This window comes from Stenotrophomonas sp. 364 (assembly GCF_009832905.1).
Taxonomy (GTDB): domain Bacteria; phylum Pseudomonadota; class Gammaproteobacteria; order Xanthomonadales; family Xanthomonadaceae; genus Stenotrophomonas; species Stenotrophomonas maltophilia_AP.
In genome coordinates this window covers 4,775,276-4,800,397 of the sequence record NZ_CP047135.1, presented here as the reverse complement: position 1 = coordinate 4,800,397, position 25,122 = coordinate 4,775,276, and the positions used below count along the sequence as shown (strand labels likewise).

General features: G+C 64.3%; 21 protein-coding genes and 1 pseudogene. 7 read left to right on the top strand and 15 right to left on the bottom strand.

Going from position 1 to position 25,122, the window contains the following annotated elements:
• Positions 1-40: 40 nt before the first annotated feature.
• Positions 41-613: an Ax21 family protein gene (locus GQ674_RS21295; protein ID WP_159499097.1), complete on the bottom strand. Its 573-nt coding sequence runs from the start codon at positions 611-613 to the stop codon at positions 41-43.
• A 687-nt stretch (positions 614-1,300) separates the two neighbouring features.
• Here GQ674_RS21295 and GQ674_RS21290 point away from each other — a divergent pair.
• Positions 1,301-1,663 (top strand): DUF1428 domain-containing protein, encoded by a 363-nt coding sequence (locus GQ674_RS21290; protein WP_159499095.1) that lies wholly within the window; start codon positions 1,301-1,303, stop codon positions 1,661-1,663.
• Between the two features lie 131 nt (positions 1,664-1,794).
• Positions 1,795-4,245, top strand: a complete 2,451-nt coding sequence (locus GQ674_RS21285) for a DPP IV N-terminal domain-containing protein (RefSeq protein ID WP_236546146.1) — start codon at positions 1,795-1,797, stop codon at positions 4,243-4,245.
• A 2-nt stretch (positions 4,246-4,247) separates the two neighbouring features.
• Here the strand turns inward: GQ674_RS21285 and GQ674_RS21280 are convergent, their stop codons facing one another.
• The gene (locus tag GQ674_RS21280; protein ID WP_159499093.1) at positions 4,248-4,934 is read right to left on the bottom strand and encodes a hypothetical protein; all 687 of its coding nucleotides are present in this window, start codon (positions 4,932-4,934) and stop codon (positions 4,248-4,250) included.
• Between the two features lie 174 nt (positions 4,935-5,108).
• On the opposite strand from GQ674_RS21280, the gene GQ674_RS21705 reads away from it, so the two are divergent.
• Complete coding sequence (locus tag GQ674_RS21705; protein WP_236546145.1) at positions 5,109-5,480, top strand: hypothetical protein; 372 nt, start codon at positions 5,109-5,111, stop codon at positions 5,478-5,480.
• 125 nt (positions 5,481-5,605) lie between these two features.
• On the opposite strand, the gene GQ674_RS21270 is transcribed toward GQ674_RS21705, so the two are convergent.
• From GQ674_RS21270 to GQ674_RS21215, 13 genes and pseudogenes are all read right to left on the bottom strand, one after another.
• Complete coding sequence (locus GQ674_RS21270; protein WP_159499089.1) at positions 5,606-6,151, bottom strand: DUF4303 domain-containing protein; 546 nt, start codon at positions 6,149-6,151, stop codon at positions 5,606-5,608.
• A gap of 9 nt (positions 6,152-6,160) precedes the next feature.
• Positions 6,161-6,547 (bottom strand): hypothetical protein, encoded by a 387-nt coding sequence (locus GQ674_RS21265; RefSeq protein ID WP_159499087.1) that lies wholly within the window; start codon positions 6,545-6,547, stop codon positions 6,161-6,163.
• Between the two features lie 55 nt (positions 6,548-6,602).
• Positions 6,603-7,211 (bottom strand): pentapeptide repeat-containing protein, encoded by a 609-nt coding sequence (locus GQ674_RS21260; RefSeq protein WP_201290197.1) that lies wholly within the window; start codon positions 7,209-7,211, stop codon positions 6,603-6,605.
• A 58-nt stretch (positions 7,212-7,269) separates the two neighbouring features.
• Positions 7,270-7,776: an SMI1/KNR4 family protein gene (locus GQ674_RS21255; RefSeq protein ID WP_159499085.1), complete on the bottom strand. Its 507-nt coding sequence runs from the start codon at positions 7,774-7,776 to the stop codon at positions 7,270-7,272.
• Between the two features lie 64 nt (positions 7,777-7,840).
• Positions 7,841-8,530, bottom strand: a complete 690-nt coding sequence (locus tag GQ674_RS21250; protein WP_159499083.1) for a hypothetical protein — start codon at positions 8,528-8,530, stop codon at positions 7,841-7,843.
• Positions 8,531-8,690: 160 nt separating this feature from the next.
• The gene (locus tag GQ674_RS21785; protein ID WP_328803846.1) at positions 8,691-9,680 is read right to left on the bottom strand and encodes an RHS repeat-associated core domain-containing protein; all 990 of its coding nucleotides are present in this window, start codon (positions 9,678-9,680) and stop codon (positions 8,691-8,693) included.
• Between the two features lie 275 nt (positions 9,681-9,955).
• Positions 9,956-10,936, bottom strand: a pseudogene (locus GQ674_RS21240) (type IV secretion protein Rhs); the annotation flags it as partial.
• A gap of 27 nt (positions 10,937-10,963) precedes the next feature.
• Entirely contained in the window at positions 10,964-11,632 is a 669-nt protein-coding gene (locus tag GQ674_RS21235) for a hypothetical protein (protein WP_159499079.1), read from the bottom strand.
• Between the two features lie 37 nt (positions 11,633-11,669).
• Positions 11,670-16,325, bottom strand: a complete 4,656-nt coding sequence (locus GQ674_RS21230; RefSeq protein WP_159499077.1) for an RHS repeat-associated core domain-containing protein — start codon at positions 16,323-16,325, stop codon at positions 11,670-11,672.
• 19 nt (positions 16,326-16,344) lie between these two features.
• Entirely contained in the window at positions 16,345-16,470 is a 126-nt protein-coding gene (locus tag GQ674_RS21750) for a hypothetical protein (RefSeq protein WP_258223862.1), read from the bottom strand.
• Positions 16,467-18,089 (bottom strand): hypothetical protein, encoded by a 1,623-nt coding sequence (locus GQ674_RS21225; protein WP_201290196.1) that lies wholly within the window; start codon positions 18,087-18,089, stop codon positions 16,467-16,469. Before GQ674_RS21225 ends, GQ674_RS21750 begins: the two co-directional genes overlap by 4 nt.
• Before the next feature lie 22 nt (positions 18,090-18,111).
• Positions 18,112-20,367, bottom strand: coding sequence for a type VI secretion system tip protein TssI/VgrG (gene tssI, locus GQ674_RS21220; protein WP_159499075.1), 2,256 nt, complete (start codon positions 20,365-20,367; stop codon positions 18,112-18,114).
• Between the two features lie 214 nt (positions 20,368-20,581).
• Positions 20,582-21,547: a histone gene (locus tag GQ674_RS21215; protein ID WP_159499073.1), complete on the bottom strand. Its 966-nt coding sequence runs from the start codon at positions 21,545-21,547 to the stop codon at positions 20,582-20,584.
• Positions 21,548-22,148: 601 nt separating this feature from the next.
• Here GQ674_RS21215 and GQ674_RS21210 point away from each other — a divergent pair.
• The 4 genes from GQ674_RS21210 (at position 22,149) to GQ674_RS21195 (ending at position 25,040) form a co-directional block, all read left to right on the top strand.
• On the top strand, positions 22,149-23,576 hold the full coding sequence (locus GQ674_RS21210) for a Do family serine endopeptidase (RefSeq protein WP_159499071.1): 1,428 nt from the start codon (positions 22,149-22,151) through the stop codon (positions 23,574-23,576).
• Positions 23,577-23,709: 133 nt separating this feature from the next.
• Complete coding sequence (locus tag GQ674_RS21205) at positions 23,710-24,075, top strand: hypothetical protein (RefSeq protein ID WP_019185548.1); 366 nt, start codon at positions 23,710-23,712, stop codon at positions 24,073-24,075.
• Between the two features lie 6 nt (positions 24,076-24,081).
• Positions 24,082-24,582 carry a phage holin family protein gene (locus tag GQ674_RS21200; RefSeq protein WP_201290195.1) on the top strand — a complete coding sequence of 167 codons (501 nt, stop codon included), beginning with the start codon at positions 24,082-24,084 and terminating at the stop codon, positions 24,580-24,582.
• A complete protein-coding gene (locus tag GQ674_RS21195; RefSeq protein ID WP_159499069.1) occupies positions 24,579-25,040 on the top strand; it encodes a protein sip-5 in 462 nt (153 codons plus the stop codon). The genes GQ674_RS21200 and GQ674_RS21195 overlap by 4 nt, the downstream gene beginning before the upstream one ends.
• Positions 25,041-25,122 lie beyond the last annotated feature (82 nt).

Below are 25,122 nucleotides of genomic sequence, written 5' to 3'. Positions count from 1 at the left end.
CCACGCCGATCAGGCGCGTGGCAATGCGGTCACGCTGGAATTACCAGCTGAAGCGCGGGCCGACCGACCATTCCTTGTCACCGTGGCGATCCATCTTGATGTCGCCGTTGATGCCCCAGTTCTGGTTCAACTTCACCTGGCCACCCAGGCGGCCGTAGAACTCGCCATCCGGATTGATGCCGTGCTTCTTGCTGTAATCCTCGTAGCCAGCCATGGCATAGACTTCGGCGTGCTGGCCGAACGCGGTACGGATACCGGCTTCGGCGCTGTAGCCGTTGAAGTCCAGGCCATGGCGCGGGTCGTACTTGTTGTAGGCAACGCGGCCCACGAAGTCGGTGCTGTTGCCGATTTCCTGGTTGTAGCCCACGCCGACGCGCCACTGGTCGGTCTTGGCGTCGTCCAGGTCGCTCTTCTGCTGGTTGAACTCACCAAAGGCGTGGAAGTTCGGCAGGAACGCGTAGGAACCCTTCACGCCCCAACCATCGGCCTTGCCGCCGTCTGCGTCGGTCTTGACGTAGTCGCCTTCGGCGTAGTTGTAGGACAGGCCTTCAGCAGCGGAGGCGGCGAACGGCAGGGCGGCGGCAAGCGCCAGGGCAATCAACGAAGTCTTCATGGGGGTACACCTCTGTCTTGAACTACGTGCAGCTGACGCGGACGTCGGTTGCTTGGGAAATGTAAATTCTCCGTTATTCGACACAACCCGCCCTGAAGTGAGGCCCCTTCACCTGCGTGAATTTTTGGCAGGGGTTCAGTTGCGCTGTGACATACGCGCGCGCAGATTCCAGCGGAAAAACAGCTGTCGGGCGTGCATGCGGGGTGAAGAAAGATGCGCCTGGAGACGGCAGGGATCTGGCGGCGTATGACCGCGGCAGGACGCGCGAGGAGGATTCTGGTCACGACGATGCCCTTGCGGGGCGTCACGCGCTGGGGAAGCCGCTCTTGGGGAGTAACCGGCTAACGCGTCCATCTCCGTGTTGCACCGCTCGGCGCAGGGTGTGCGACAAGGTGCAGGGCCTTGGGGAAAGGTCCTGCCCGGCGTCCCCATAGTGTGCTGAACGCGTCAGCTGGAATATCAGGATGTTCCGCTCCCTCGTTAGGATTTTTCTGACCCCCGTACGGAAGCGCGCCGCCGCGTATCGCGCAAGTCATTGAACGCGTTGGCATCGGCGTGGAATGAGGCGCGATGCCATCACGCCGACCGCGCGCTCGTGGGCGCATTGTCGATCCACCCCTTCCCCGCACGTCGTATGTCATGAAGGCGCCCGTTCCGGTGCGCCATCGCCTACCCCTGGAGGCAGCCATGTCCTATATCGACGGTTTCGTGCTTGCAGTACCCACCGCCCACAAAGAGAAGTTCCTTGCGCACGCCCGCGAAGGCGATGCGATCTGTATCGAGCACGGCGCGCTGCGCGTGGTCGAATGCTGGGCCGACGATGTGAGCCACGGCAAGCGGACCGACTTCTTCCGCGCCGTGGAGGCCAAGGACGATGAAACGGTGGTGTTTTCCTGGATCGAATGGCCCGACAAGGCCACCCGCGATGCCGGCATGCAGAAGATGATGGAAGACCCCCGCATGAACGCGGAAAACAACCCGATGCCGTTTGACGGCAAGCGCATGATCTACGGCGGCTTCTTGCCGGTGGTGGAACTGGGCGGCAAGTAGGCGCGCAGGCAGGGGCAGCGCGTCCACGTCTGGATGCGCTTGCCCGGTTGGCCGGTACGCGGCATGCTCAAGGCCCACCGGCCAGGCCCGGCGGCGCGTGCCGCGATGGGCGCCGAACAGGAGCTGCATCGATGACAGAAGGATCTGCACCGCGCCACCTGCAGCTGCTGGCCGGGATGCTGGGGCTGCTTGGCGTGAGCCTGGCGCCGGCGATGGCCGCGCCCACCGCCGAGGACTACGCGCGCGCCGAACGGGTACTGGACGGACACTTGCGCGGAAAAGTGCGCAATGCCACGGTGCTGCCGAACTGGCTGGACGATGGCCGGTTCTGGTATCGCCATCAGACAGCCCAGGGCAGCACCGATTACCTGCTGGTGGACCCCCGCGTGCCCTCGCGCGAGCCGCTATTCGATCGCGCGCGGTTGCGCGTGGCGCTGCAGGCCGCTGGTGCTACCGACGCCGACCAGGTGCTGCAGCAGGTGGCCAGCGTCACCACTGCGCCCGATGTCGCCGCGCTGCAGCTGGTGCTGCGCAGCGGCGCCGCGCAGGGCCTGCAGTGCACGCTGCCGGCCTACCGGTGTGCAGCAGTCGCGCTGCCCGCACCCGACTCGCAGGCGCTGACCGCACCGGATGGACAGCGGGCCGTGGTGGTACGCGACCACAACCTGTGGCTGCTCCCGGCCGGCACGGCGCCGGCCGTCGCACTCACCCACGATGGCGAGGCGTCCCACGGCTACGGCGTGCTGCCCGATTTCGCGCTGCGCGGCATTCCCTATCGCGAGGGCCGGCTGCAACCGCCGCCGTTCGCGGTGTCCTGGGCGCCCGATGGCACCCGCCTGTTCGGGGTGCGCTATGACGAGCGCCACGTGCAGGCCTATCCCTACCTGGCCACGGCGCCGGCACAGGGCGTTCGCCCGGTGCTGCACCAGGTGCGGTTGGGCTTGCTGGGCGATGCCGAGCAGGTCCGCGATGCGTGGTTTATCACCGATGTGAGGGCAGCGCGCACGCAGACCATCCCCGTGCCCGAGGGCTGGCACAGCCTGACCGAGGCCGGCGTACTCGGCTGGTCGCATGGGGCAGACAAGGTATATACCGCGATCGTGCGGCATGACCGCCCGGCGCGGATCCAACTGGTCGAAATCGACCTGCACCGCCGCACCGTGCGCACGCTGCTGGAGGAAACGTCCAGCACCCGCGTGCAACTCAACAGCTATCCCTACAACCGCGCGGCGGTACGCGTGCTGCCGGGCCGCAACCAGGTGGTGTGGTTCTCGCAACGGGATGGCTGGTGCCATCTATACCTGGTGGACGCCGCCAGCGGCGCGGTGATCCGGCAGCTGACCCGCGGCGCGTGGCTGGTGCGCGATATCGTCGGCGTTGATCCGGACGAGCAGCAGCTGTACTTCAGCGCGGGCGGGCGCGAGCCCGGCGACCCGTACCAGCGCCGCCTGTACCGGGTGGCGCTGGACGGTGGCGAACCGGTGCTGTTGACCCCCGAGGCGGCCGACCATGCCATCGATGCGGGGGCGGGCGCGCTGATGGGCGGGCGTGACCCGCAGCTGCTGGCACCTTCGGGCCGCTGGGTGGTGGACAGCCACTCGACCGTGGCCGCGCCGCCCATCACCGTGCTGCGCGACACACGCGATGGCCGTGTAGTGCTGCCCCTGGAGCATGCCGACGACAGCGCCGTGCGCGCGGCCGGCTGGCAGCCCCCGCACCGTGAGCAGCTGCTGGCCGCCGACGGCCACACCCCGATCTACGCCACCGTGTACCTGCCACCCGGCTACACCGCCGACGGCCGGTACCCGGTGATCGATGCGATGTACGGCGGGCCGCACGTGAGCAACGCCCCGGTGGGCTACCTGGACGCCACCGCCACGATGAATCCGGTGGCGCGCGCCAGCCTGGCCCAGCTAGGCTTCGTGGTGGTCAGCATCGATGCGCGTGGCACGCCCGGCCGCTCTAAGGCGTTCCACGACAGCAGCTTCCTGACCGCTGCCGACGTGCAACTGGACGACCACGTTGCCGCGATCCGGCAACTGGCAGCGCGCTACCCGGGCATGGACCTGGCGCGGGTGGGCATCTACGGGCATTCCTTCGGGGGCTACAGCGCCGCCCGGGCACTGTTGCGCCATCCAAGCTTCTACCGGGTGGGCGTGGCATCGGCGGGCAGCCATAGCTTCCAGGGCATGTACGGCGGGGGCATCCACGGCATGGACCGACTGGTGGGGGGACAGCCGGTGTATGCCGACGGCAGCGCGGTGCGACCCGATGCGGCGGCCGTACCTGCGCTGTTCCAGCCGCTGGACAACAGCGCGTTGGTCGCGCAGCTGCAGGGCAAGCTGATGCTGGTGTATGGCGACCTGGATGAGAACGCCATGCCGGCGCTGACGCTGCAGCTGGCACGTGCGCTCAACGCCGCCAACAAGGACTACGACCTGCTGTACCTGGCCAACCAGGACCACGAACTGTTCCGCAACGATACGTACTACATGCGCCGCATGTGGGATTACTTCGTCACCCACTTGTTGGGTGCCACGCCGCCCGCCTACGAACTGGGCAGGCAACACGACGGCGCGTGAGGTCAGCGCGGCGCGGTGTCGTCGTCGTGATGGGCGCTGCCGACTCCCATGCCGCCACCGCCCATAACGCCCATGCCTCCGCCACCACCGCCGCCCGCTTTGCCCCCGGCCTTGTCGGCCTCGCCCTTGCCCTTCGCGCCCGGCGCGGGCCGGGCCGGACCCTGGCGTGGAATGGCAACGCTGGCGGGAATGGGCGCCAGATCGAGTGCTTCGCGGATGAAGTTGCGCAGCGATACCACCAGCTCGGCGGTCTGCACCGGCCTGCCCTGCGCCAACTCGGTGGCGGCAGTGGCGGCCAGGCGCACCTGGTCGTCGGTGCCGAGCAGGATGATGTCCGACAACGCCGCTTCCACGGCATCGCGAATGCGCCGTGCACGGTCGCTGCCGGCCACCCCATCGACGGGCAACAGCAGCGCATCCTCCGGGGCATCGGCCGCAGCCGGCTGGCGCAGGTCGCGCAGATGGCGCGGATCGACGTGCAATGCGCCGGTGAAGGAACCACCGAGGGTCTTGTAGGCGGCGATCAGCGTGCGCAGGCGCTCGTTGATCTGGCGGTTCTCACGCTCGCGACGCTGCTGCATGGTCTGCATCACCAGCAGGCGGATACCGACGCCTATCAGGGTGATGACGGCCAGCCCGAGCAGGGTGGAGACCATGGCTTGCCAGGAGCTGAAGTCTAGACCGCGCATGGGGATCCGGAAGGCGGCGGGGGTTTGGCAACGATAGCTGGCGTGGGGTGAAGCGGTGATGCAGCCGAACTACCCCTTGCTGCGTTGGGGATGCCCGTACACAGGTCTCGCTGGATGGGTGGCTCAGGTCGGACGCACAAGGGTCTCAATGAACCGCGCGAAGGAGTCCGCGAAATGCGTGGAGCTGCCATCGTTGTAGTCGAACCTGAGGATGGGGTATTCGCCCTCGTTCAAGCCGGTTGGGGCGTCGAAGTAGAACGCCTCATCCGTGTCTGGCACGTGCAGTGCGATCAGTCCTTCTGGCGCGACGCCGTCTACCGCGTCCAACCTGGCGTAGTAGATCAGGTCGTCGTCCGCGAGATCGCGGTGCTCCGGAGCGCAGAGCGTGAGGACCGGGTAGCTGCCAACCAGGAGATTGCCATAGGTCTGCAGCCAGCATCTGTACGTTACGGGCAACGGGAGGCCGAGCTGCCGCTGGGCGTCTTCGATTCACTCAAGCGCTACCTGGTGCCCGAGGAATACCTTGGCTCACGACGACTGCGCTAGCAGGGCCTCGAGACGTTCAAACATTGCCGATCATCCTTTGTGAATCGTGGGGCGTTTGTCACTGTGACTGGCGCTCGGACGTTGCTCCCCAAATGACACGTTCAAAGCGTCTGGTCCGGTCTGTGTCAACGCTGATGCTCTGCAGCCTCTTCCAACCACTGCTTGAAGATGTCCGAATTGGTGTCGTTCAGCCGAGCCACTCGGTCAACGTTGGAAGGCACTGGAGGCATGATCTCCACCGCAACAAGTAGCCTGCTGCGACGCTGCCCTGCACCGAACGCGCCCTCTCCATCCAATTGGCGTGCGGCCTGCTCTACAGCATCCATACGGAGCTCAATCTCTTTTTTCCACTCATCGACGCCGAGCTCTTGAACGTTCGGCCTGGCGAGGAAGGGCGCGCGAAGCTTCTCAGTGTATTCGCTTCCAAAGTCAACGTATGGAGAATCTGCATACGACCACTTCAGATCCGCAGCTACCTCTGGGCCTTCGCCACTCTCGTCCACTGCCCTCGCCAGCGCCTCTTCAGACCAAGCTGAAAGAAATGGCGCGTGGCCTTCCTCGGTTATGACGAAGGTGCAGTAATAGAAGTTCTCGCCACTTCTAAACAAGTCCAGCAGCGCGGGCCGAAATGTCTTGCAGACCAAATTCACCAGACCATTGACACCTTCCATCTTAAAATCTCACCGAAGCGCACTCAGTACCGGACCGAGGGTCATGCCAGCTGCACTCCGCGACAGAGCGACGCTCTCGAGGCCATCCACCAGCCATTCCGTAACCCGCCGACCAACGTCCTCTTCGGGCAACTCCCGCGCATCCGCACTCGGTATGCTTACGAAGATCTTCAGGCGCCGTCGCTGCTTGAAATAGCGCGCCTCAACACTCGGTGCTGCGGGGGAAATGTCGGTGATGCTACCGCCGATATGCAGCGTTATATCCATAACATCAAGGCCCGCCAAGGAAACCCCATCCAGTGCAGCTTTCAAGCGCTTGCGAGCATGAACTACGCCTGCAAGGAACAGGATGCCGACCTCGGGGCCGCCCAAGCGGGCGGTTAGTGATACTTCCATGAAGCCCCCAGCGTACGTGGGACAACGAGTACCGTACTCTTTCCAAGCTGCTTCCTCACCGAATTACTGCGCTATCGGTGATACAGCCCGCCAATTGGTCAATCGAAGTTCCGCCCAGGAACTCGCTGCCGGCGACGGATCCAGTGAGCAGCTTGACGTCCGAGAAATCACAGCCCTCGAACGTGCAACTGATGAAGTGCACATCGGACAGTGTTGCACCGGCGAAGTTGCATCCCGTGAACTTACAGTCCGTAGCGAATGACTTGGATAGATTCGCCCCGGCGAAGTCGCAGCGCACGAATTCTCCGCCCATCCTAGCGCCCGAGAGCTTCGCTTTGACAAAGCTGCAGTCACTGAAGCTACGCCTTACGAAGACGTTACGCATGTCAACCCGATCAAGCCGACACCTCTCCATCTCGGACTCATTGATGCTGGCACCCTCTTTGAACAGGACGTCAGAGAGATCGACATTGCTCACTTTCAGGTAACGCAAGGGTTCAGCGAGGGTCGCGCCGCGAAAGTCGGCCATGCCTAGTTCGGTGAGGCCAAAGGGCGACTCCGGCATGGGACCCATCTTGAGCGACTTCGCCGCATCGTTGAGCTTCTTCTCGACCAGCTTCAACTGCTCGGTCTGCCACCTGTTGCGAGCTTCTTTAGCAAGCATCGGCCGTTCCTTCAGCCTCCTGCATCACGGGAAGGTATCGAACATGAATTTTAATCAATCACAAGCCTTCAAACGTAGGGAGCAAAGGAGTGTACCCAGGCCCCATTACATTCTTGATGGATGCACTGCATAGCTTCTCAAGCAGTTCGCCCAGTGACTCTGCAGCATAGCGCAGACCCGCCATTCGAGCACCAACACAGTAGATTGAATACTCATCCGCGCGCTTCTCATTGAGATCCCAAACAAAGTACTCACCGTTCTCGCTGGCAGCAAAGGGATACAGGCGGCTGGCGACCACCTCATCGCCGTCCGGCTCGAACTCGAAGCACCCCTCGGCGATGGCATCGTCTATGAAGCCTTTGACGCGCGCGCCCTGAGCGAGAAGAGAGTCCGGATGCTCCGGCACGCCCGAATAGATGATGACCAGGCCACCAAAGCGGCCATACCCATGCGTCGCTGCGAATTCGCAGTAGGACTCTGGCAGCTTACAGCCTGCTATTCGGACGGAGCTCAGCCCCCTCCTGGTTGCAATCGAACTTGACACTGCAGTTGTGTGGATAGTCATCTGCCGCTACTTCATCGTTTGCTTCGAGTGCGCGCTCTAAACTGGCTGAGCCGCGCAGGAAATCTCACGCCGGCTTGGCAGGCCCTATTGACTCATCCATGACCTTCTGAAGCCTTGGCTCCAACTTCACCGCATCGCCCGATAGAGCGCCAATAATTATCAATTTCTCGATTCCAGGAATGTCGTTAAGAACCTCCAAATTCCGCACCTTATTACAGTATTGAATGTTAACCGACCTCAACTTAGTTAAATCCTTCAATCCTCCAATATCCACCAGTCCTGGAAGATTCTTCAGCTTAATAGATCTAATAGACGAGATCTTTCCAATCCCATTGAGATCAATCAGAGATCGCGCACCGAGCAGGCCGACCTCATCCAGATCCGCCCCTGCGATGGCCTCGAAGATGTCACCCCCATTCGGAACACCAAGAAGATGAAGCGCCTTTAGCGGGAGCTTTAACGCCTCAACCAGATTGGAGAGATTCTTACTAGGATTGAGATATATGCGCTCAAGCGATGGAAAGCAGGAAGCCGAGAATTTGATGGTCGGAAGTGCGACCAACTCTTTCAGGTTCGGGAGAACGACATTCGGCCAGTTCAGTGTTTTTAAGCTATTAGAAATCACCAATCGCTCAAGACTCTCAGGCAGATCACCTTGCTTCATACTAGCCAGCGCAGCGTTCTCGACCTGGTCTCTGATGGTTAGATCCTTCAGACCCGACATGGCCGCCAGCATTTCCGGAAGGCGCTCCATCTTTACACCAGCCGGCGTCCATAGATGCGCAATTTCCGCGCTCCGCATAATCCTTGGATCGAATGGTCGGTTAAAAAATAGAGCATGCGATGCATCCCCAATGTACCGATCAACATAGTCACTGTGCATGACCACGTAGCTATTTTTCGTCATATACGTCCTAACAATTGACCCTAGCTGCTACTTTACCTGAAGCCCGCAGTGAGGGTGTGCTGACCGTGCCACTCCCCATCGAGGCCCCATGCCGAGCTGCATCATCTGCGAATTCACCAACTCGACCCAAAGCCGCAGCACGAACTTGATTGATGGACCCCCCCTCATTTGGAACGTTGTTTATATTAATGTCATCCATGACACCTTGTTCATAGCCCCTTAGAATATGATTGCTCATGCGGTTATTGCCGGCGGCCGTTCCGAGATCGACGGGGTATGTGGTGATCGTTACATCTGGATTGTTCAACAGCCTATTTGCCGGGTGCTTTGAGCTTGAGAGCCGCTCACGAATGTTCACACCGCTACCGGTGTAGTACTCATCTCCAAGTTCAATGTGGTAAACGCCTGCCGAGTTCGGCATTGCATCGGCCACTTCCTTCAGGATTAAGCCCCAAGGATCAGCCCATCCAATAGGGTTTTGTCCGTAGGTATACGTGTTGATCGACCCTAGAAGTCGTATCGGATCCTGAGAGACGTAGGCCCCAACGCGGTTGTCGTAGTAGCGATACCGGTTGTAGTGGAGTCCCGTTTCATCATCAGCGTACTGCCCCTGAAAGCGCAGCGGATTGCTGATTCTCTCGATCTCCACGTTCGCCAGGCCCCAAGCAGCAGGGTGCGCCGCCCAGTACTGGCCGCCACCCGCATCCAGCAGGCGAATGGGGTAGCCGTTGGGATCGCATTGATACCAGTAGACGCCAGCTGACGCCCGCTGCCCCTCGACCGCAATTGCAGCACCTGCCTGCTCGCCCCCCGTAGAGTGGGGCTGGATTTGATCGTGGACGTGCGGCTCGCTGGAAACAGCAATAGCTTGAGAGACGGAGGGGACAATTCGGGGCGAAATGGATGATTCAGTTATCGCCTCGGGTGCTTTATCAGCGGACACCGGTCTTTCAGACCGCTTGCGCTGAGTTTGGTTCCCCGCCTTCTTGACCAGCATCTTTACTCTGGTTGGGCGCGCGTTTCGAGTTTGAAAGAGACAGACTTCCCAGTGTGCCAAGTCCATTCGGACTTGGGGTGCTCGCAGATGCGCTGGCCTTTTGCACAGGAATTTCAATTTCCACTGCAGGCTGGCGCCCGGGCAGGTTGTGCACCGCTACTGGTCGGCTAGCCTGCCTCAACTCGCGTTCACCCTCTCCATCCCTCAGAGGGCTGGGACTAAACCCCCGGCATTCCAGCTCGTCTCTCCAGCTCGTCTCTGCCAGGTACATTCCGTCTCTCCAGCAACGCCAACGGCACGAAGCTCCCCGGGTAATACACATACTCCCGAACCCCCTCATGCAGCTTCCCCAACCGCCGCTGCCGCCGCTTCACCTCGATCAGGCTGGCCACGTTGTCCACCCAGACCGGCGCGGCGTCTTCGGCGTCGTTGGCCTGCTTCACCTCGCCCAGCAGCGCGTCGCCATCCCAGAAGAACCACGTTGTCTCGTCCGGATTGCGCTTGAACACCCGTCGTCCCAACGGGTCGTAGCCGTAGTGCGTGCTCTTCCCACCGCGCCGGCTCTCGGCCAGCCGATGGTTGGCGTCCCAGATCAGTTCCAGGTCGCTGGCGTCGCCGCCGCCCGGGCTGCCCTTGCGCACCATGTCGCCGGCGCGGTCGAACACGTAGTGCACGCCCTGGTAAGTGCCCTCGCGTGTCCACAGCAGCTCTGCCTGTTCGTCGCCACCAGCCACTTTGCGCATGCGCACTTCGCGGATTTCGGTGCGCAGGCGGTCGCCGGCCGGGTCGTTGTAGTAGGGGTGCAGCACGCCCTTCGGGTCGGTGTGCGCCAGCAGCCGGCCTATCGCGTCGTAGCGGTATTCGTCCACGCCCTGCGCGCTGTCCTGGCGGCGGGTGAGGTTGCCGGTGCGGTCGTAGTCGTAGCGGGTGTCGAACAGCGGTGACGCATCGCGCAGGACGGTCTGCGCGGTGAGCAGGTTGCGCGCGTCGTACTCGAAGCGGCGCTACACGTGCGCGCTCAGCTGCTCGCGGGTGGTACGGCCCAGCGCGTCACGCTCCAGGGTGATGGGCGCTTCGTCGTTGATGCCCACTTCGATCAACTGGTCGCGCAGGTCTTAGGCGAACGCCACGGTGTTGCCGGCGCCGGTCTGGCGCTGGATGCGGTTGCCCACTTCATCGTAGGCGTACCCCACGCGGAAGCCGTCCTGCAGTTCCTCCTGCAGCTGGCCCAGCGGGTCGAACCGACGGGTGATCGTCCAGAAGCAGCTTTTACCTTAGAACAGTCAATCTTTGACGAAGCCAAGCGCCCTCAGCTCGGCAATCCCACCCCTCCAATCATCTTTACGGCTTTTGGGCGCTGCAAGGGGAACCACAAGCAGAACCTCTTCATCGCCCGACTTAGAAAAGCTCTTGAGATACGAATAGACCTCAGGAAATCTCTCATTGAATCCTTCACCCATCGCATCCAGGCCCGGGAATTCATCTTTACAAAGAATAACCTGAGTTTCTGGGTCCCTTCGAATCAAATCGAACGGAACACCGCGACAGTTGAAATCAAGGAATCGCGCTTGACTGATGTCGATAGCCCAATCCGTCGCGCCGTAAAATTCGGCTCTCGCATTCGAAAATCTAGACAGCACATCGATATCTGTGCAGAACCCCCATGGCTCCGCATTTATATTCATCTTTCCAATTTTTCCCGAGAGAGTGACCCGACGGAAGAAAGAGGACCAGATAAGAAGTATTGGGTTTGTCTTCAAGTCATGGATGAAGACGTCTTCGAATTCGCAGGGACCCACACTTGAATTGACAGAGTAGCAACCCTGAACTGAGATGCGCCTGACCTTTGACATTCTCTCCGGTCGCTTGCACAGAGACAGTCCGCAGTTATCAAATATACAACTCTTGTAGATAGCATCCACAAACGTTGAGCCGCCATCGTCAAACTTCATCTCAAAATTGACGCCATCTAACGTTTTCATATCAACCTTAGAAATTTAAACCGTGCACGACATCGTACACGAGATATGTAACTTTCTCATCCCCATACCTCGCGGCGTGGGCCGGGACACCCGCATTTGTGGTTACATCCCACACCTTTGGCTTTCCAATATTTTTTGTGAAGTCCGGACTTGATATAAACTGACCATTGGCACCACGCGCGAGGCCCGTGTGCTTTATTGTGTTACGCAGATTCTTATCCCCTTGCACCAGTTGAGCAACCCGGCGCTCAACTGCTTTTCCGAAACTTGCAGAATACAAACTGGTTGCGTTTTCGAGATGGCTATAGCTGCCCTTGCTCATGAGACTCTTAGCCATCTGCGGATTTTCCGTAATTTCGCGAACAGCTTGATCCACGAAGCTCTGCAATTTTCTCGTCGTTCTGCAACTCAGACCGAGTGGATCTGTCCATGAGTTAGTGTTTACGGCAAATTCATAGAGGTTTTCACCTGCATCCAGCCTTAGCGGGTCCTGTCCGATGAACTGGCCAGCGCCCGGATCAAAGTACCTGTTCCTATTGTAATGAAGACCCGTTTCGCAATCGAAGTACTGCCCTTGCAACCGCAGGTTGTTCTCAGTGTTGGACGCAGGTGTTGACTCGACCGCCCCCCAAGCTCCTACGCACCCCTCCCACACAATGGCTCCGGACGCGCTCAAGATTCGCTCTGGACAGCCATTTGGCATGAGATGGAAGTAATACACTCCACCTCCCGTCGGCGCTTCGCGCGTATTCGAACTACCAGCAATCAGCGCGTTTTCCACCGCGCGACCATTTAGTAGCTCGGCGCTGCCAGACCCTTCCCTTACTCCATGGTCGGGTTGCGCTAGTACAGTCGAGTGGACCGTTTTACTGGCTATCGACGCGGTGCTGACCTTTTGTCCCAGCCCTATGCCACCCAGCTGTTCCAGCCCAATGGATGGCGATCCTGCTTGATGCTCACCTACTAATTTTTGTCGATTCGCAGCACCGCTTCCCAGCGCCGTAACCCCGAGGCTGCCTAGCCCAGTGGTGTTTTCCTGATTAGCATGTTGCTTTCGCTTAGGGTCATCTGCCGACGTTCGCGTCACGTGCTCGGGAGCTTCCATCTTCGGAAGCGACGGCGTCGCGGATCCGTTAGAAACAGTGCCGCCGCCGTCCTGCGCAGCTTGATATACGGGTTTCACCTCAGCCGCCTGAGCCGTATCCCCAGCAATGAGCGAGAGCGGCACAAACGACCCGGGGTAATACACATACTCCCGAACCCCCTCATGCAGCTTCCCCAACCGCCGCTGCCGCCGCTTCACCTCGATCAGGCTGGCCACGTTGTCCACCCAGACCGGCGCGGCGTCTTCGGCGTCGTTGGCCTGCTTCACCTCGCCCAGCAGCGCGTCGCCATCCCAGAAGAACCACGTTGTCTCGTCCGGATTGCGCTTGAACACCCGTCGTCCCAACGGGTCGTAGCCGTAGTGCGTGCTCTTCCCACCGCGCCGGCTCTCGGCCAGCCGATGGTTGGCGTCCCAGATCAGTTCCAGGTCGCTGGCGTCGCCGCCCCCTTGGCTGCCCTTGCGCACCATGTCGCCGGCGCGGTCGAACACGTAGTGGACGCCTTGGTAAGTGCCCTCGCGTGTCCACAGCAGCTCTGCCTGTTCGTCGCCACCAGCCACTTTGCGCATGCGCACTTCGCGGATTTCGGTGCGCAGGCGGTCGCCGGCCGGGTCGTTGTAGTAGGGGTGCAGCACGCCCTTCGGGTCGGTGTGCGCCAGCAGCCGGCCTATCGCGTCGTAGCGGTACTCGTCCACGCCCTGCGCGCTGTCCTGGCGGCGGGTGAGGTTGCCGGTGCGGTCGTAGTCGTAGCGGGTGTCGAACAGCGGTGACGCATCGCGCAGGACGGTCTGCGCGGTGAGCAGGTTGCGCGCGTCGTACTCGAAGCGGCGCTCCACGTGCGCGCTCAGCTGCTCGCGGGTGGTACGGCCCAGCGCGTCACGCTCCAGGGTGATGGGCGCTTCGTCGTTGATGCCCACTTCGATCAACTGGTCGCGCAGGTCGTAGGCGAACGCCACGGTGTTGCCGGCGCCGGTCTGACGCTGGATGCGGTTACCCACTTCATCGTAGGCGTACCCCACGCGGAAGCCGTCCTGCAGTTCCTCCAGCAGTTGGCCCAGCGGGTCGAAGCGGCGGGTGGCGTACCGATGCGGGTTGCGCAACGCGATGAGCTGGCCGCGCTTGTCGTACTCGAACGTTTCCTTGACCTGCCGCCCCGGCTGGCGGATGTCCGGCAGGGTCTTGGCGGTGATGCGGCCCATCTTGTCGGTGGCAAACCCGATGCGCTGGCCCAGCGGGTCCAAGGTGGCGGTGAGGCGCCCGGCCGCGTCGTACTCGTAGCGACGCGGTTGGCCCCAGTAATCCACTTCTTCCACGATGCGGCCGAGCGGGTCGCGGGTGAGCGTGTAGGTCTCGCCCCGCTGGTTGATCACCGCCACCAGCTGTTCTTCGGTGTCGTAGCGGTACTCCACCACCTGGCCGTCGGCCTGCAGGCGCTTGCCGATCTGACCGATGCCCACGTACTGCAGGCGGGTGCGCGCACCGGCCTCGTCCAGATAGGTGATGAGCTGGTCTTCGGCGTCGTATTCGCAGCGTACGCCGGTGCCGTCGGTGGCGAGAACGGCCAGCAACCGGCCCTTAACGTCGTAGGTGTACGTCGTGGGCTGGCCGAGCGGGTCCACCTGGCGTAGCAGGCGACCCAGGGGGTCATGCTCGAAGCGGCTCTCATGGCCCAGCGGATCGCGCACCAACGCCACGAGCCCATGCCGGTCGTAGGCCACACCGATGACGGCACCGCGCGCGTTGGTCTGGGCCTGCAGCAGGCCATGGGCGTCGTAGGCGTAGCGGGTGCTGGCCTGCAGCGGGTCGGTCTGCTCGATCAGCAGGCCCCGGGCGTCGTAGTGCTGCTGCCAGGTGTTGCCGTCGGGGTCGGTCACGGCCAGCAGCTGGTCGTTGTCGTCGAACTGCTGCTGCAGGGTGGTGCCATCGGCGCGCACCAGCACCACCAGGTTCCCACGCTCGTCATACTCGAACCCGGTCCGCAGCCCCTCCGGGTCGGTCACCGCCACGGTACGGCCGAAGTCGTCGTACTCGAAGATGGTCACCCCATCAAGCGGGTCGATCTCGCACAGCGGTAGGCGGTTCTCATCGAACTTGACCAAGCTCACATGGCCCAGCGAATCGGTGATGCGGGTTTCGTGCAGCAGTGCGTCGTAGTCGAAGTGGTAGTCGTACAGGCCGCCATCGCCCCAGGAATGCACCACGCGCCACTGCGCATCGAACGCGTAATAGAACGACAGGCCAACCCGATCGGTATGGCGCACCATGTAGTGCTGCTGGTAGCCGAAGGTGCGCGGGGCATCCAGCGGGTCCACCGCGGCGATCAGGTCGCCGTTGGCGTAGCGGTAGCTCACCAGCAGGTGGTTCAGGCCGCTGGCCGGGTCGTGCAGCTGCAGGCGGTCGATGTGGCCCTGGCGCGCGTCGACTTCGATGAAGCGGCCCTGCAGGCCGTCCACGCCGCTTTCGACGATGCGTACCAGATGGCCGTCGCGGCGCTCGAAGCGCCAGTGGTTGCCGCAGCGGTCTTCAATGCGCTCGATGGGCAGGCTGCGCTCGTGCGGCAGCACCGCCACGCCGGCGGCCGGGGTGGCGTCGAAGTGGTACTGCAGGCCGCCCTTGAAACGCACGATCCACTGGCCGTTTTCGCGCCACAGGCGCGCGCAGTCCACGAAGTCCAGGGTGGCCGCGTCCATGCCGTCCCGGCGCGGCAGCTCGGGGAAGAAGGCCACCTCGTCCGGGCCGGACAGCCAGGCGCTGCCGTCGGCCGACAGCGCCAGCGCGATGTCGGCCGGGGTCTGCCAGCCGTAACCGCAGGCGCCGGTGCGCTGGGCATGGCGCGAGGCGTACACGCGGCGCCAGCTGAGCGGCAGGCGGCCGGGAATGCTGAAGTCTTCGTGGCTGACCGAGACGCTGCCGTCGCGGATGTCCACCGGCTCGGCCCGCAGGATCCTGCACTTAAGCGTGCCCGATGGCAGATGCCCCCACTTGCCCCTGCGCCACGCGGCGAAGGCATCCATCTTCTTGCGGAAGAAGTCGGTCTTGCGCAGCTTGCCCAAGCCGGCGAACGCGGCGCGGAAGGCCATCGCCGTCCACGACACGGTGGGCGGGCCACCGACCTTGACGCTGGTGGGAATGGCCACGTTCAAGCCAGTGGGCAGCGACATGGCGCGCAGCGGCTTCTTGGGCTTCTTCACCCGGAACGGATTGATCATGCCGGCCAGGTTGCAGTCCAGCACGGGCATGGCCAGACGCGAGAACGGCTCGCCATCGGCCGACACGGTGCGGCTGCCCATGAAGATTTCTTCGCCGTCGAACTGCGGGCCCATCGGCGCGGCCAGCGGCGGGCCCCACACGCCCAGTGGAATGTGGATGTCCAGCCCGCCGGTGCCGGCGGTGCCGCGGTGCACGCCGTTGACCTTGATGGTGGAGCCGATGAACGGGATGTAGTCGAACGGGTCCAGCACCAGGCCGATGTGCGGCGTGGGCAGCGGGCATGGCGGCATCGCGTACATGTGGATGTCGATGCCCAGCTGCGGATCGAAATGCTTGGCGGCAATGCTCACGGCAACACTCCTGTGTTGCTTACAGCGCGCGCAGCAGGGCGCGCAGGAAGGCTTTGACTTCGTCGCGGTATTCCACGCCGAGCCACACCACGATGGCCATGCCCAGCAGCACGGCGACGGTCATGACCAGAATGCGGGTATTCATGCGGCAACAACTCCAGGGGTGGCCGCAGGCGGTGCGACGTGGGCAAGGTCGGTACCGGCCAGCAGCGGGCCGGGGTCGGGCAGCGGCTGCATGGCCGGCGGTTCGCTCCAGACCGGAATCTCGTGGTCGAGCGGATGTTCGATGGTGGGCAGGCCGTTCCAGTGCGGGTCGAGGAACTCACGCCCCACCGCGACGATCTTGCGGAAGAATTCGTCGCCGCCCTGCACCAGCCGTTCGCGTTCCTGCTGGGTGCGGTGGAAGGTCTGTTCCAGGCCCGCGTGCAACTGGGCATCGATGACATCCAGCTGCATGCGGGTGGGCGTTGGGCCAAGCTTGGCGGCGGCGTCTTCGGCCTGCGCGTGCAGCGCGGTGGTCTGTTCGAGATAGGCCGTGGCGGTGAGCTGGATCTTCTCGGCGCGGCGCAGGTCCTGCAGCTGCAGCAGGTCCCACAGCGCCTGCGGCAGGGTGGTGGCCTTGCGGTCCTGCGTGCTGAGGGGCTTGGCGATGCGGATGGCTTCCAGCAGTTGGGTCCGCGCTTCCTCGCGCTTGCCGTGCTGGAGCAGGCAGTAGCCGGCCATGCGCTGGCCTTCCAGCTGGAACATCGGGTGCGGGATGCTGGCCGCCGAGGTGGACGCCTGCAGGTAGGTCTGCGCGGCGCGCTCGGGGTTTTTGGCGGTGAGCCAGCAGCCGGCTTCGCCGAACCAGCTCTGCATGACCAGCTCGGGCGCGGCGGCATTGCCGGCGTTGCGGGCGGCATCGGCGGCGCTGCGCGCCTGGCGGTAGGCGGTGATGGCCTGGCCGTGGTCGCCGGCCTTGAGCCAGGCACCGGCCACCATCATCTGCACCACCGACGCCTGCTCCTGCCAGCCGTGGCGCTGGGCCAGCCCCAGCGCGCGCTCGGCGCGGCCCACCACCTGCTGCGGGCTGCCGCGCTCAAGCAGCAGCATCAGGTCGGCGAGCAGCTGGCGGTACAGCACTTCCGGGCCGGTGCCGCCGGACTGCGAGGCGGTGTCGCGGGCGATGGCGAACATGTCCACCGGCGCGTCGATGCGCGCGGCCACGCTGGCATGGCGCTCCAGCAGCGGCTGCCAGCGCGGGTCTTCCTCGGTGTCCACCAGCACCAGGCGCAGGCGGTCGCCGGGGCTGGCGGCCAGGGCCGCATCCACCCAGCGTTCAAAGCCGTCGCCCGGCACCATGCGCTCGGGTTCCAGCACGGCGGCCAGCAACCGCAGGTGGCTGCCGTGGTGCTCGGCGAAGCTGTCCAGCACCTGCACCACGTCGGCGGCGCTGTCGGGGTGCTCGGCATGCGGGCCGCGCCAGCCGAGTGTGATGCCCTGCCCGCGCAGTTCGTCCTGGCTGCCCAGGTAGCGCTCGAGCAGGGTCTGCTTGATCTGCCGGCTGTAGCGGAAGCCGAGCTCATAGGGCGTGTCCACGCGGAGGAAGTAGTCTGGCGTGTCGCGGCCTTGGTCGTGCCGCTGCATCTCGAAGAAGGCGGCCAGCAGGCGGCTGGCGTTGGCGGGCAGCCGCCAGACCAGCAGCCGCCGGCTGGGGTCGGCGGCGGCGGCGAGCCAGGCGTCGCTGAGGCGTTGGATGCCGCGCAGCATGGGGGTGTCGTGCATGGGTGTCCCTCCGATGGACCGGTCAGCAGTTGAGCTTGATCTCGCTGCCGTTGACCGAAACGCCACCGCTGTTGATGACTACTTCCGAGCCGCCGGCGGAGATCTTGATCTCGCCGTCGGTGATCTCGATGAAGGCCCCGCCCACCGCCGCGGTGAGCTTGCTGGCCGAGCCGAGGGTCATGTCGCCATTGGACAGCTGGCTGTGGGTGCCGGTGACTTCGTGCTCGAAGGTGCCGTCCACGCCCACGGTGCGCGCGCCGATGTTGGTGTCTTCCACCGCGCCCTGCACGCCGCGCTTGTCCAGCCCGGTAATGGTGGTTTCGCGCCCGGCCGAGTACTCCTGGGTGACCTTGCCGATCACCTGGCGCAGCGAGGTGGAGGTAACGGTTTCCTTCCAGGTACCGGTTCGCTGGCTGGTGTAGTTGCCGGTCAGGGTGGTGCCGAAATCGCCGGTGATGGTTTCGGTGTAGCCGGCCGCGGCGATGGTCTTGGTCTGGCCGGACTGGTAGTTCTGGGTGACCGCGCCGGTAATGTTGGTGGTGCGCGTGCCGGTCACGCCCAGGGTGTCGGTGCCGGTCACGGTGATGCCGCGGTTGGCACCCACGCTGATGTCCTGGTTGGCGCCCACGCTCATGCTGTGGTTCACCGCCACCGCGGTGGACTTGTTGTTCTGGATGCTGGCGTTCTGGTCGTTGAGCACGGTGGTGACCATGTCGCGCTGGGCACGCATGTTGAGCAGCTCGCCACCGGCGGTGTCGTGCATGGTCATTTCGTTCCAGCCGGCGCCCTTGACCGTCTTGGACTTCAGGCCGCTCACCTCCAGCCCGAACGGCGGCATGTTCTCTTCATTGAACACCCGGCCGGTGATGATCGGGCGGTCCGGGTCGCCGTCGAGGAAGTCCACCACCACTTCCTGGCCCACGCGCGGCGGTGATACCCCGCCCATGTCCGCGCCGGCCCACGGGCTCGCGCTGCGGATCCAGCAGGAGCTGTTCTCGGCGCCGTTGTCGCGGCGGTCTTCCTTGCGGTCCCAGTGGAACTGCACCTTCACCCGGCCGTAGGCGTCGGCATGCAGTTCTTCGCCGGGCGGGCCCACCACGGTGGCGGTCTGCGGGCCGGGCATGCGCGGCCACGGGGTCTGCCGCAGCGGGCGGTAGGGAATCTTGCGGCGCAGCACCTCGGCTTCGATGGCGTGGCTGGGCGCTTCGGCGCTGGCGAAATCGCTGGCGAAGTTGTTGCGCCCTTCGCGCTGCAGGCGCACCACGAAGAACTGGCGGTCTTCTGCGCCGCGGCCGATGAAGTCCGGCTGTTGTTCCAGGGTGAAGCAGCCGCCCGCCTGCAGCCCGGCGGCGTTGCCGGCGCATTCAAACAGTTTGGTGGGCCACGCGGTTTCTTCATTGCGCACCGCCGCCAGCGCCTCGCCAATGCGGCTGTCGGCGAAGCGGGCCGCCCCGTCGTAACGGTACTGGGTGAGTTCGGGCAAAACGCCCCGCGGCGCCTCGTTGCCGCGCACCACGCGCAAGGGCGTACTGGGCTGCTTGAAGTCGAAACTGCTCAGCGCATGCGCGCCCGGCCCCACCCGGCGGCGGGCACCCCAGCGGTGCAGGCCGGTCTGCTGCTGCACGCCCTGATCCGCCCGGAAGTACACCGGGGCCGGCTCGCCCAACGCCACGCTCAGGGTGGAGTCGTCGCTGAGCAGCAGGGTGTGGCCCTCTTCATCGTGGCGGAAGCTGTAGTAGATGCCGGCGTCTTCGAGCAGGCGCGAGACGAAGGCGAAATCGGACTCGTTGTACTGCACGCAGTAGGGCAGCTTGGGCAGCTTGCCGGTGTCCAGGTCATAGTCGAAGCGGGCCAGGTCGGGGTAATCGGCGAACACCGTTTCCACGATCTTCAGCACGTTCATGTCCTGGAAGATGCGGCAGTTGCTGGTGTAGTCCAGGAAGGCAAACCACGGCGCGATCTCGGCGCGGTAGGCGCTGAACTGCGCCTCGCGGCCGGTGCTGGCGAACTCGCGCACGTAGCCGTGGATGCCATGACCACCGAACTCGTCGCCCAGGATCAGCCGCAGCGGCTGGCCCACCAGCTGCTTGAGCTCCAGCCGGGGCTGCACCGAGAGCAGCTCGACCTGGTAGGCGAAGGGATGGGACACGCGTTCGCTGCCGTCGAACCGCTTGACCAGGAAGGTCTGCGGGTCCAGCACGGTATCGACACGGATCAGGCGGTGGTCCTGGTGCAGGCGCATGAGCGCGTGACCGGCGGTGAGGGCTTCGGCATACATCGGGCGTTCCTTCGTCCCATGACTTCGAGATCCCGACTCTGCCATCTCTGCATGACGCGCGCCAACATTCTGACGCGGATATTGCGTAAACCGCTTCAGCTTTGTGCAAGCGGAAGGGGGCGGGGGCAACCAGAACGGTTCCCCGCGCGCAGGGCGGCACACCCCTGCAACCGCATCACGGCGCCCGCCCGCAGGCAGGCGCCATGATCACGCCTTACTTGCGGGCGCGCTTGGCCGGAGCCTTGCGGGCCACCGGCTTGGCAGCACGCTTGGCCGGGGCGGCCTTGCGGGCAACGGCCTTCTTGGCAACGGCGGTCTTCTTGCCGACAGCCTTCTTGGCCACGGCGCTCTTCTTGGCGACGGCCTTCTTGGCAACGGCGGTCTTCTTGCCGACGGTCTTCTTGGCGACGGCGACCTTCTTGCCGACGGTCTTGCGGGCGACGGCGGTCTTCTTGCCGACAACCTTCTTGGCCGCTGCGGTCTTCTTGCCGACAGCCTTCTTGGCCACGGCAACCTTCTTGCCCACGGTCTTCTTGGCGACGGCGGTCTTCTTGCCAACAACCTTCTTGGCGGTCGCGGACTTCTTGGCCACAGCCTTCTTGGCCACGGCGGCCTTCTTGCCGACGGTCTTCTTGGCCACGGCGGTCTTCTTGCCGACAACCTTCTTGGCGGTCGCGGTCTTCTTGGCCACAGCCTTCTTGGCCACGGCAACCTTCTTGCCCGCGACCTTCTTGGCGGCGGCGGTCTTCTTGGTCACGGCCTTCTTGGCAGTGGCGACCTTCTTGCCGGCGACCTTCTTGGCGGCCTTGGTGGTCTTGGTCACGGCCTTTTCAGCGGCGACCTTCTTCTTGGCAACCTGCTTCTTCAGCGAGGCGGCTTCGGCCTTGGCGTTGCTCTTGGCCGCTTCCAGCTTCTTCTTGGCGGTGGCCAGGGTCTTGCCGACCGACTTGGCGGCCTTGTCGGCCTTTTTGGCGACGGTCTTCTCGGCCTTCTGCACGGCCTTCTTGACCTTGGCAACCTGGGTGGTGGCAGCCTTGCGTGCGCGCTTGACGGTCTTGCTCACCGACGCCACGGCATCTTCAGCGGCGGTAGCGATGGTCTCGCCCACGTTGCCGGCCACTTCTTTTACTTCGTCGACGCCCTGCGACAGGGTCGCGGTCACACCATTACCGTTGCTCATGATTGCCTCCTAAGGGGCCTGGTCAGTTAAATCGCTGGCGATGCTATACCGGCGCGGTCCATCGTGGAACGGTCTTGTCGCAGCCCATGAGCCGCACCTGTGCTTGGCGGGACGACGCCAGCGCTGCCCGGCAAACCTGGCATCGGCAGCAAACCCCTTTAAAACAGCCTCCGTGCACCGCACGCGTGTTGTCGCGCCTGCCTCCTCTGCATGCGTCGGGCAGTTGTGCGGCGGTGTGCAATTGGGTGTCGAACGCGGATCGGCGGGTTGCCCTTTACTGCACAACTGCGCTGCCTTCGCGCTCGAAACGGCAGGCGGTGATGGCCGGATCCGGCTGCCTTGGCACCGTCCAGTGGAACGTGGCGGGGTGGAAAACGGGGGACCGTGCAGGGCGTCCATCCTGGCCGCCGGCGTGCCGAGCGGGGTGTCGTGCAGCGGCAGGTTGAACCGATGCAGGCGGCAGGGTGGGGACGATGGCGACCGCGCGGCGTCCCGGATTTCATTCGCGGTTTAGGCGCGGGCGGCCACACTCATTCAGCTTGCTTTACCTTATAGAGGCTTCCACCTCCCACGCCGCTCTTCGTTACGGAACCGACGGACCATGCGACCGCTCCCCACCCTGCTCACGCTCGCCCTTGCCGCCGCCTTCGGTGGCTTTGTCGCTTCGGCGATCAACGCGCACCTGGACAACCGTGCCGAAGCAGCGCCGGCGTCACTGGTCATTCCGGCCACCGCCGCACTGCCGGCCTCGGTCGCCGGGCAGCCGGTGCCGTCACTGGCGCCGATGCTGGACCGGGCGATGCCCGCGGTGGTCAGCGTCAACACCAAGCAGGTGGTGCGGGTACGCAACCCCTACTTCAATGACCCGTTCTTCCGCCGGCTGTTCCCGGAAGTGCCGCAGGAACGCATCAACGAATCGCTGGGCTCGGGCGTCATCATCGATGCCAGCGCCGGGCTGGTGCTGACCAACCACCACGTCATCGACAATGCCGACGACGTGCAGGTGACGCTGGCCGACGGGCGCACGGTCAAGGCCGAGTTCATCGGCTCGGACCGCGACACCGACATCGCCTTGATCCGCATTCCCGCCGACAAGCTCACCGCCCTGCCGCTGGGCAACAGCGACCAGCTGCGCGTGGGCGACTTCGTGGTGGCCATCGGCAACCCGTTCGGTTTCAGCCAGACCGTCACCTCCGGCATCGTCTCGGCGGTGGGCCGCAGCGGCATCCGCGGGCTGGGCTACCAGAACTTCATCCAGACCGACGCCTCGATCAACCCGGGCAACTCCGGCGGGGCGCTGGTCAACCTGCAGGGCCAGCTGGTGGGCATCAATACCGCCAGCTTCAATCCGCAGGGCAGCATGGCCGGCAACATCGGCCTGGGCCTGGCCATTCCGTCCAATCTGGCACGCGACGTGGTCGACCAGCTGGTCAAGCATGGCGTGGTGGTACGCGGCACGCTCGGCGTGGAAGCGCAGAACCTGACCCAGCAGATCGCCCAGGGCCTGGGCTTGAACGAAGCGCGCGGCGCGCTGGTCACGCGGGTACTGGCCGGCTCCGGCGCGGCCGCCGCCGGCCTGCGTCCGGGCGATGTGGTGGTGTCGGCCAACGGCCAGCGCGTGGACAGCGCGCAGGCGCTGCACAACATTGAAGGCCTGGCGCCGGTGGGCAGCACGCTTACCCTGGACATCCGCCGCGACGGCAAGGCGCAGCAGCTCAAGGCCACGCTGAAGGAACAGGCGCGCGCGGTCAGCGGCGACACGCTCGACCCGCGCCTGGCCGGGGCCACCTTCGTGGACCTGCCCGAGTCGCTGCGCCAGGCCGGCATCAGCGGCGTGCAGGTGAGCGAGGTCAAGCGCGGCAGTCGCGCGGCCAGCTCGGGCCTTGCCGCCGGCGATGTGATCACCGAAACCACCGCCGGCGAGTTCGCCGACCTGGCCAGCTGGCGCGCCAACTTCCAGCAGCGCCCGCCGCAACTGGTGCTACGTATCGTGCGCGGCAACACCCCGGGCGTGCTGGTGATGCGCTGAACCGGTCAGCCGGCCTTCGCGCGCATCTCACGCCAGCTAACACCCTCTACACCCGGGCGATGCTATTACCTTCAGTTCGTTACCGCGGTTCCTGCCCGGTCACCTTCCCCATCGCACATAACGGAGAGTCACGATGAGCCCCACCAATACCGAAAACCTGAAGGAACACCTGGGCGAAGCCGGTTCGCACCTGAAGTCGGCCGCCACCGCTGCAGGCGGCGCGATCAAGGGCGCCACCGGTGCCGCGGGCGACGAACTGCGGATCGGCAAGGCCAACGTCAAGGCCGAGCTGTCCGACACCGCGCTGTCGGGCCTGGCTGCCGCCGAGTTCGGTGGTGCCGCCGCAAAGGAACAGGTCGATGCCCTGATGGACAAGGGCAAGGACCTGGTGGACAGCGCCGCCGAGCTCATCCGCGAGCGTCCGCTGGCCTCCTTCGGCGTTGCCTTCGCGGCCGGCTGGATCATCGCCAAGCTGGCCCGCAGCGGCGGCGACAAGTAATCCGGCGTGAGCGATCAAGCCCAGTCGACCGCCACCGGTGGCGCGGACACCCCGCCACCGGACGGCGCTGAGAAGGCGCCTCACCTGGATGAAAGCATCCGCCAGGTGGGGGCCGCCGGTCGTGACACCGTGGAGTCGGCCAAGCACACGCTGCGGTCGCTGCGCCGGTTGGCCTCGGCCGATTTCGCGCTGGCGCGCAGTGCCTTCGGGCGGGCGCTGGCGTGGAGTGGCGTAGCGATCGTGTTCGGTGCGTCGGCCTGGCTGTTGCTGGCCGGCACGCTGATCGCGCTGATGGTGCGCTGGGGCATGACCTGGTTCCACTCGCTGCTGATCACCTCGATCCTCAGCCTGATCGTGACTGGGTATGCCATGTGGCGGGTGTCGTTCTTCTTCCGCCATACCGGCATGCATGCCACCCGTCGCCAGCTGTCGCGGCTGGGGCTGTATGACGAACCCAGCGAAGAAGATCCCGATGCCGACGTCGATACGACGGGAGCCAGGCGATGAATTTTGAAGCCTTGCGGCAACGCGTGCAGCGTGCCGAACTGGTGGTGGCGGTGCGGGTGGAGAAAACCCGCAGCAGCTGGTTCACCCTCAGCGGCGCATGGCGGGCCGGTTGGACACCGCTGCGCATCATCACCGTGGGCCTGGCCGGCGGTTTCCTGGCCGGCAAGCTGGAGCCCACCGGGCTCGGGGCGAAGGTCCAAGGGGCACGCTGGCTGCAGATGATCGGCTCGGTGTCCAACCTGTTGGCCAGTACCCAGGCCGCGTTTGCGTCGATGCAGGCCAGTGAGGCGGCCGATACCGCCGAGCAGGCCGCCGACAAGGTGGACGATGCGGTGGACGGCGTGCCGCGCCAGCCACCGGCGCCACGCGCCGCGGCCGCTGCGGCGCCGCGTGTCGACGCCGATGACCGGCGCCAACCGCAGCCGGCTGAAGCGGCGACGGATCTTTCCGAACGCTGAGCCACACCGGTTCACCGGCGCACTGCACCTGAAGCCCTGCCGCCCACCGCGGCGGGGTTTTTTATGGTTCTTCTTCCTTCTG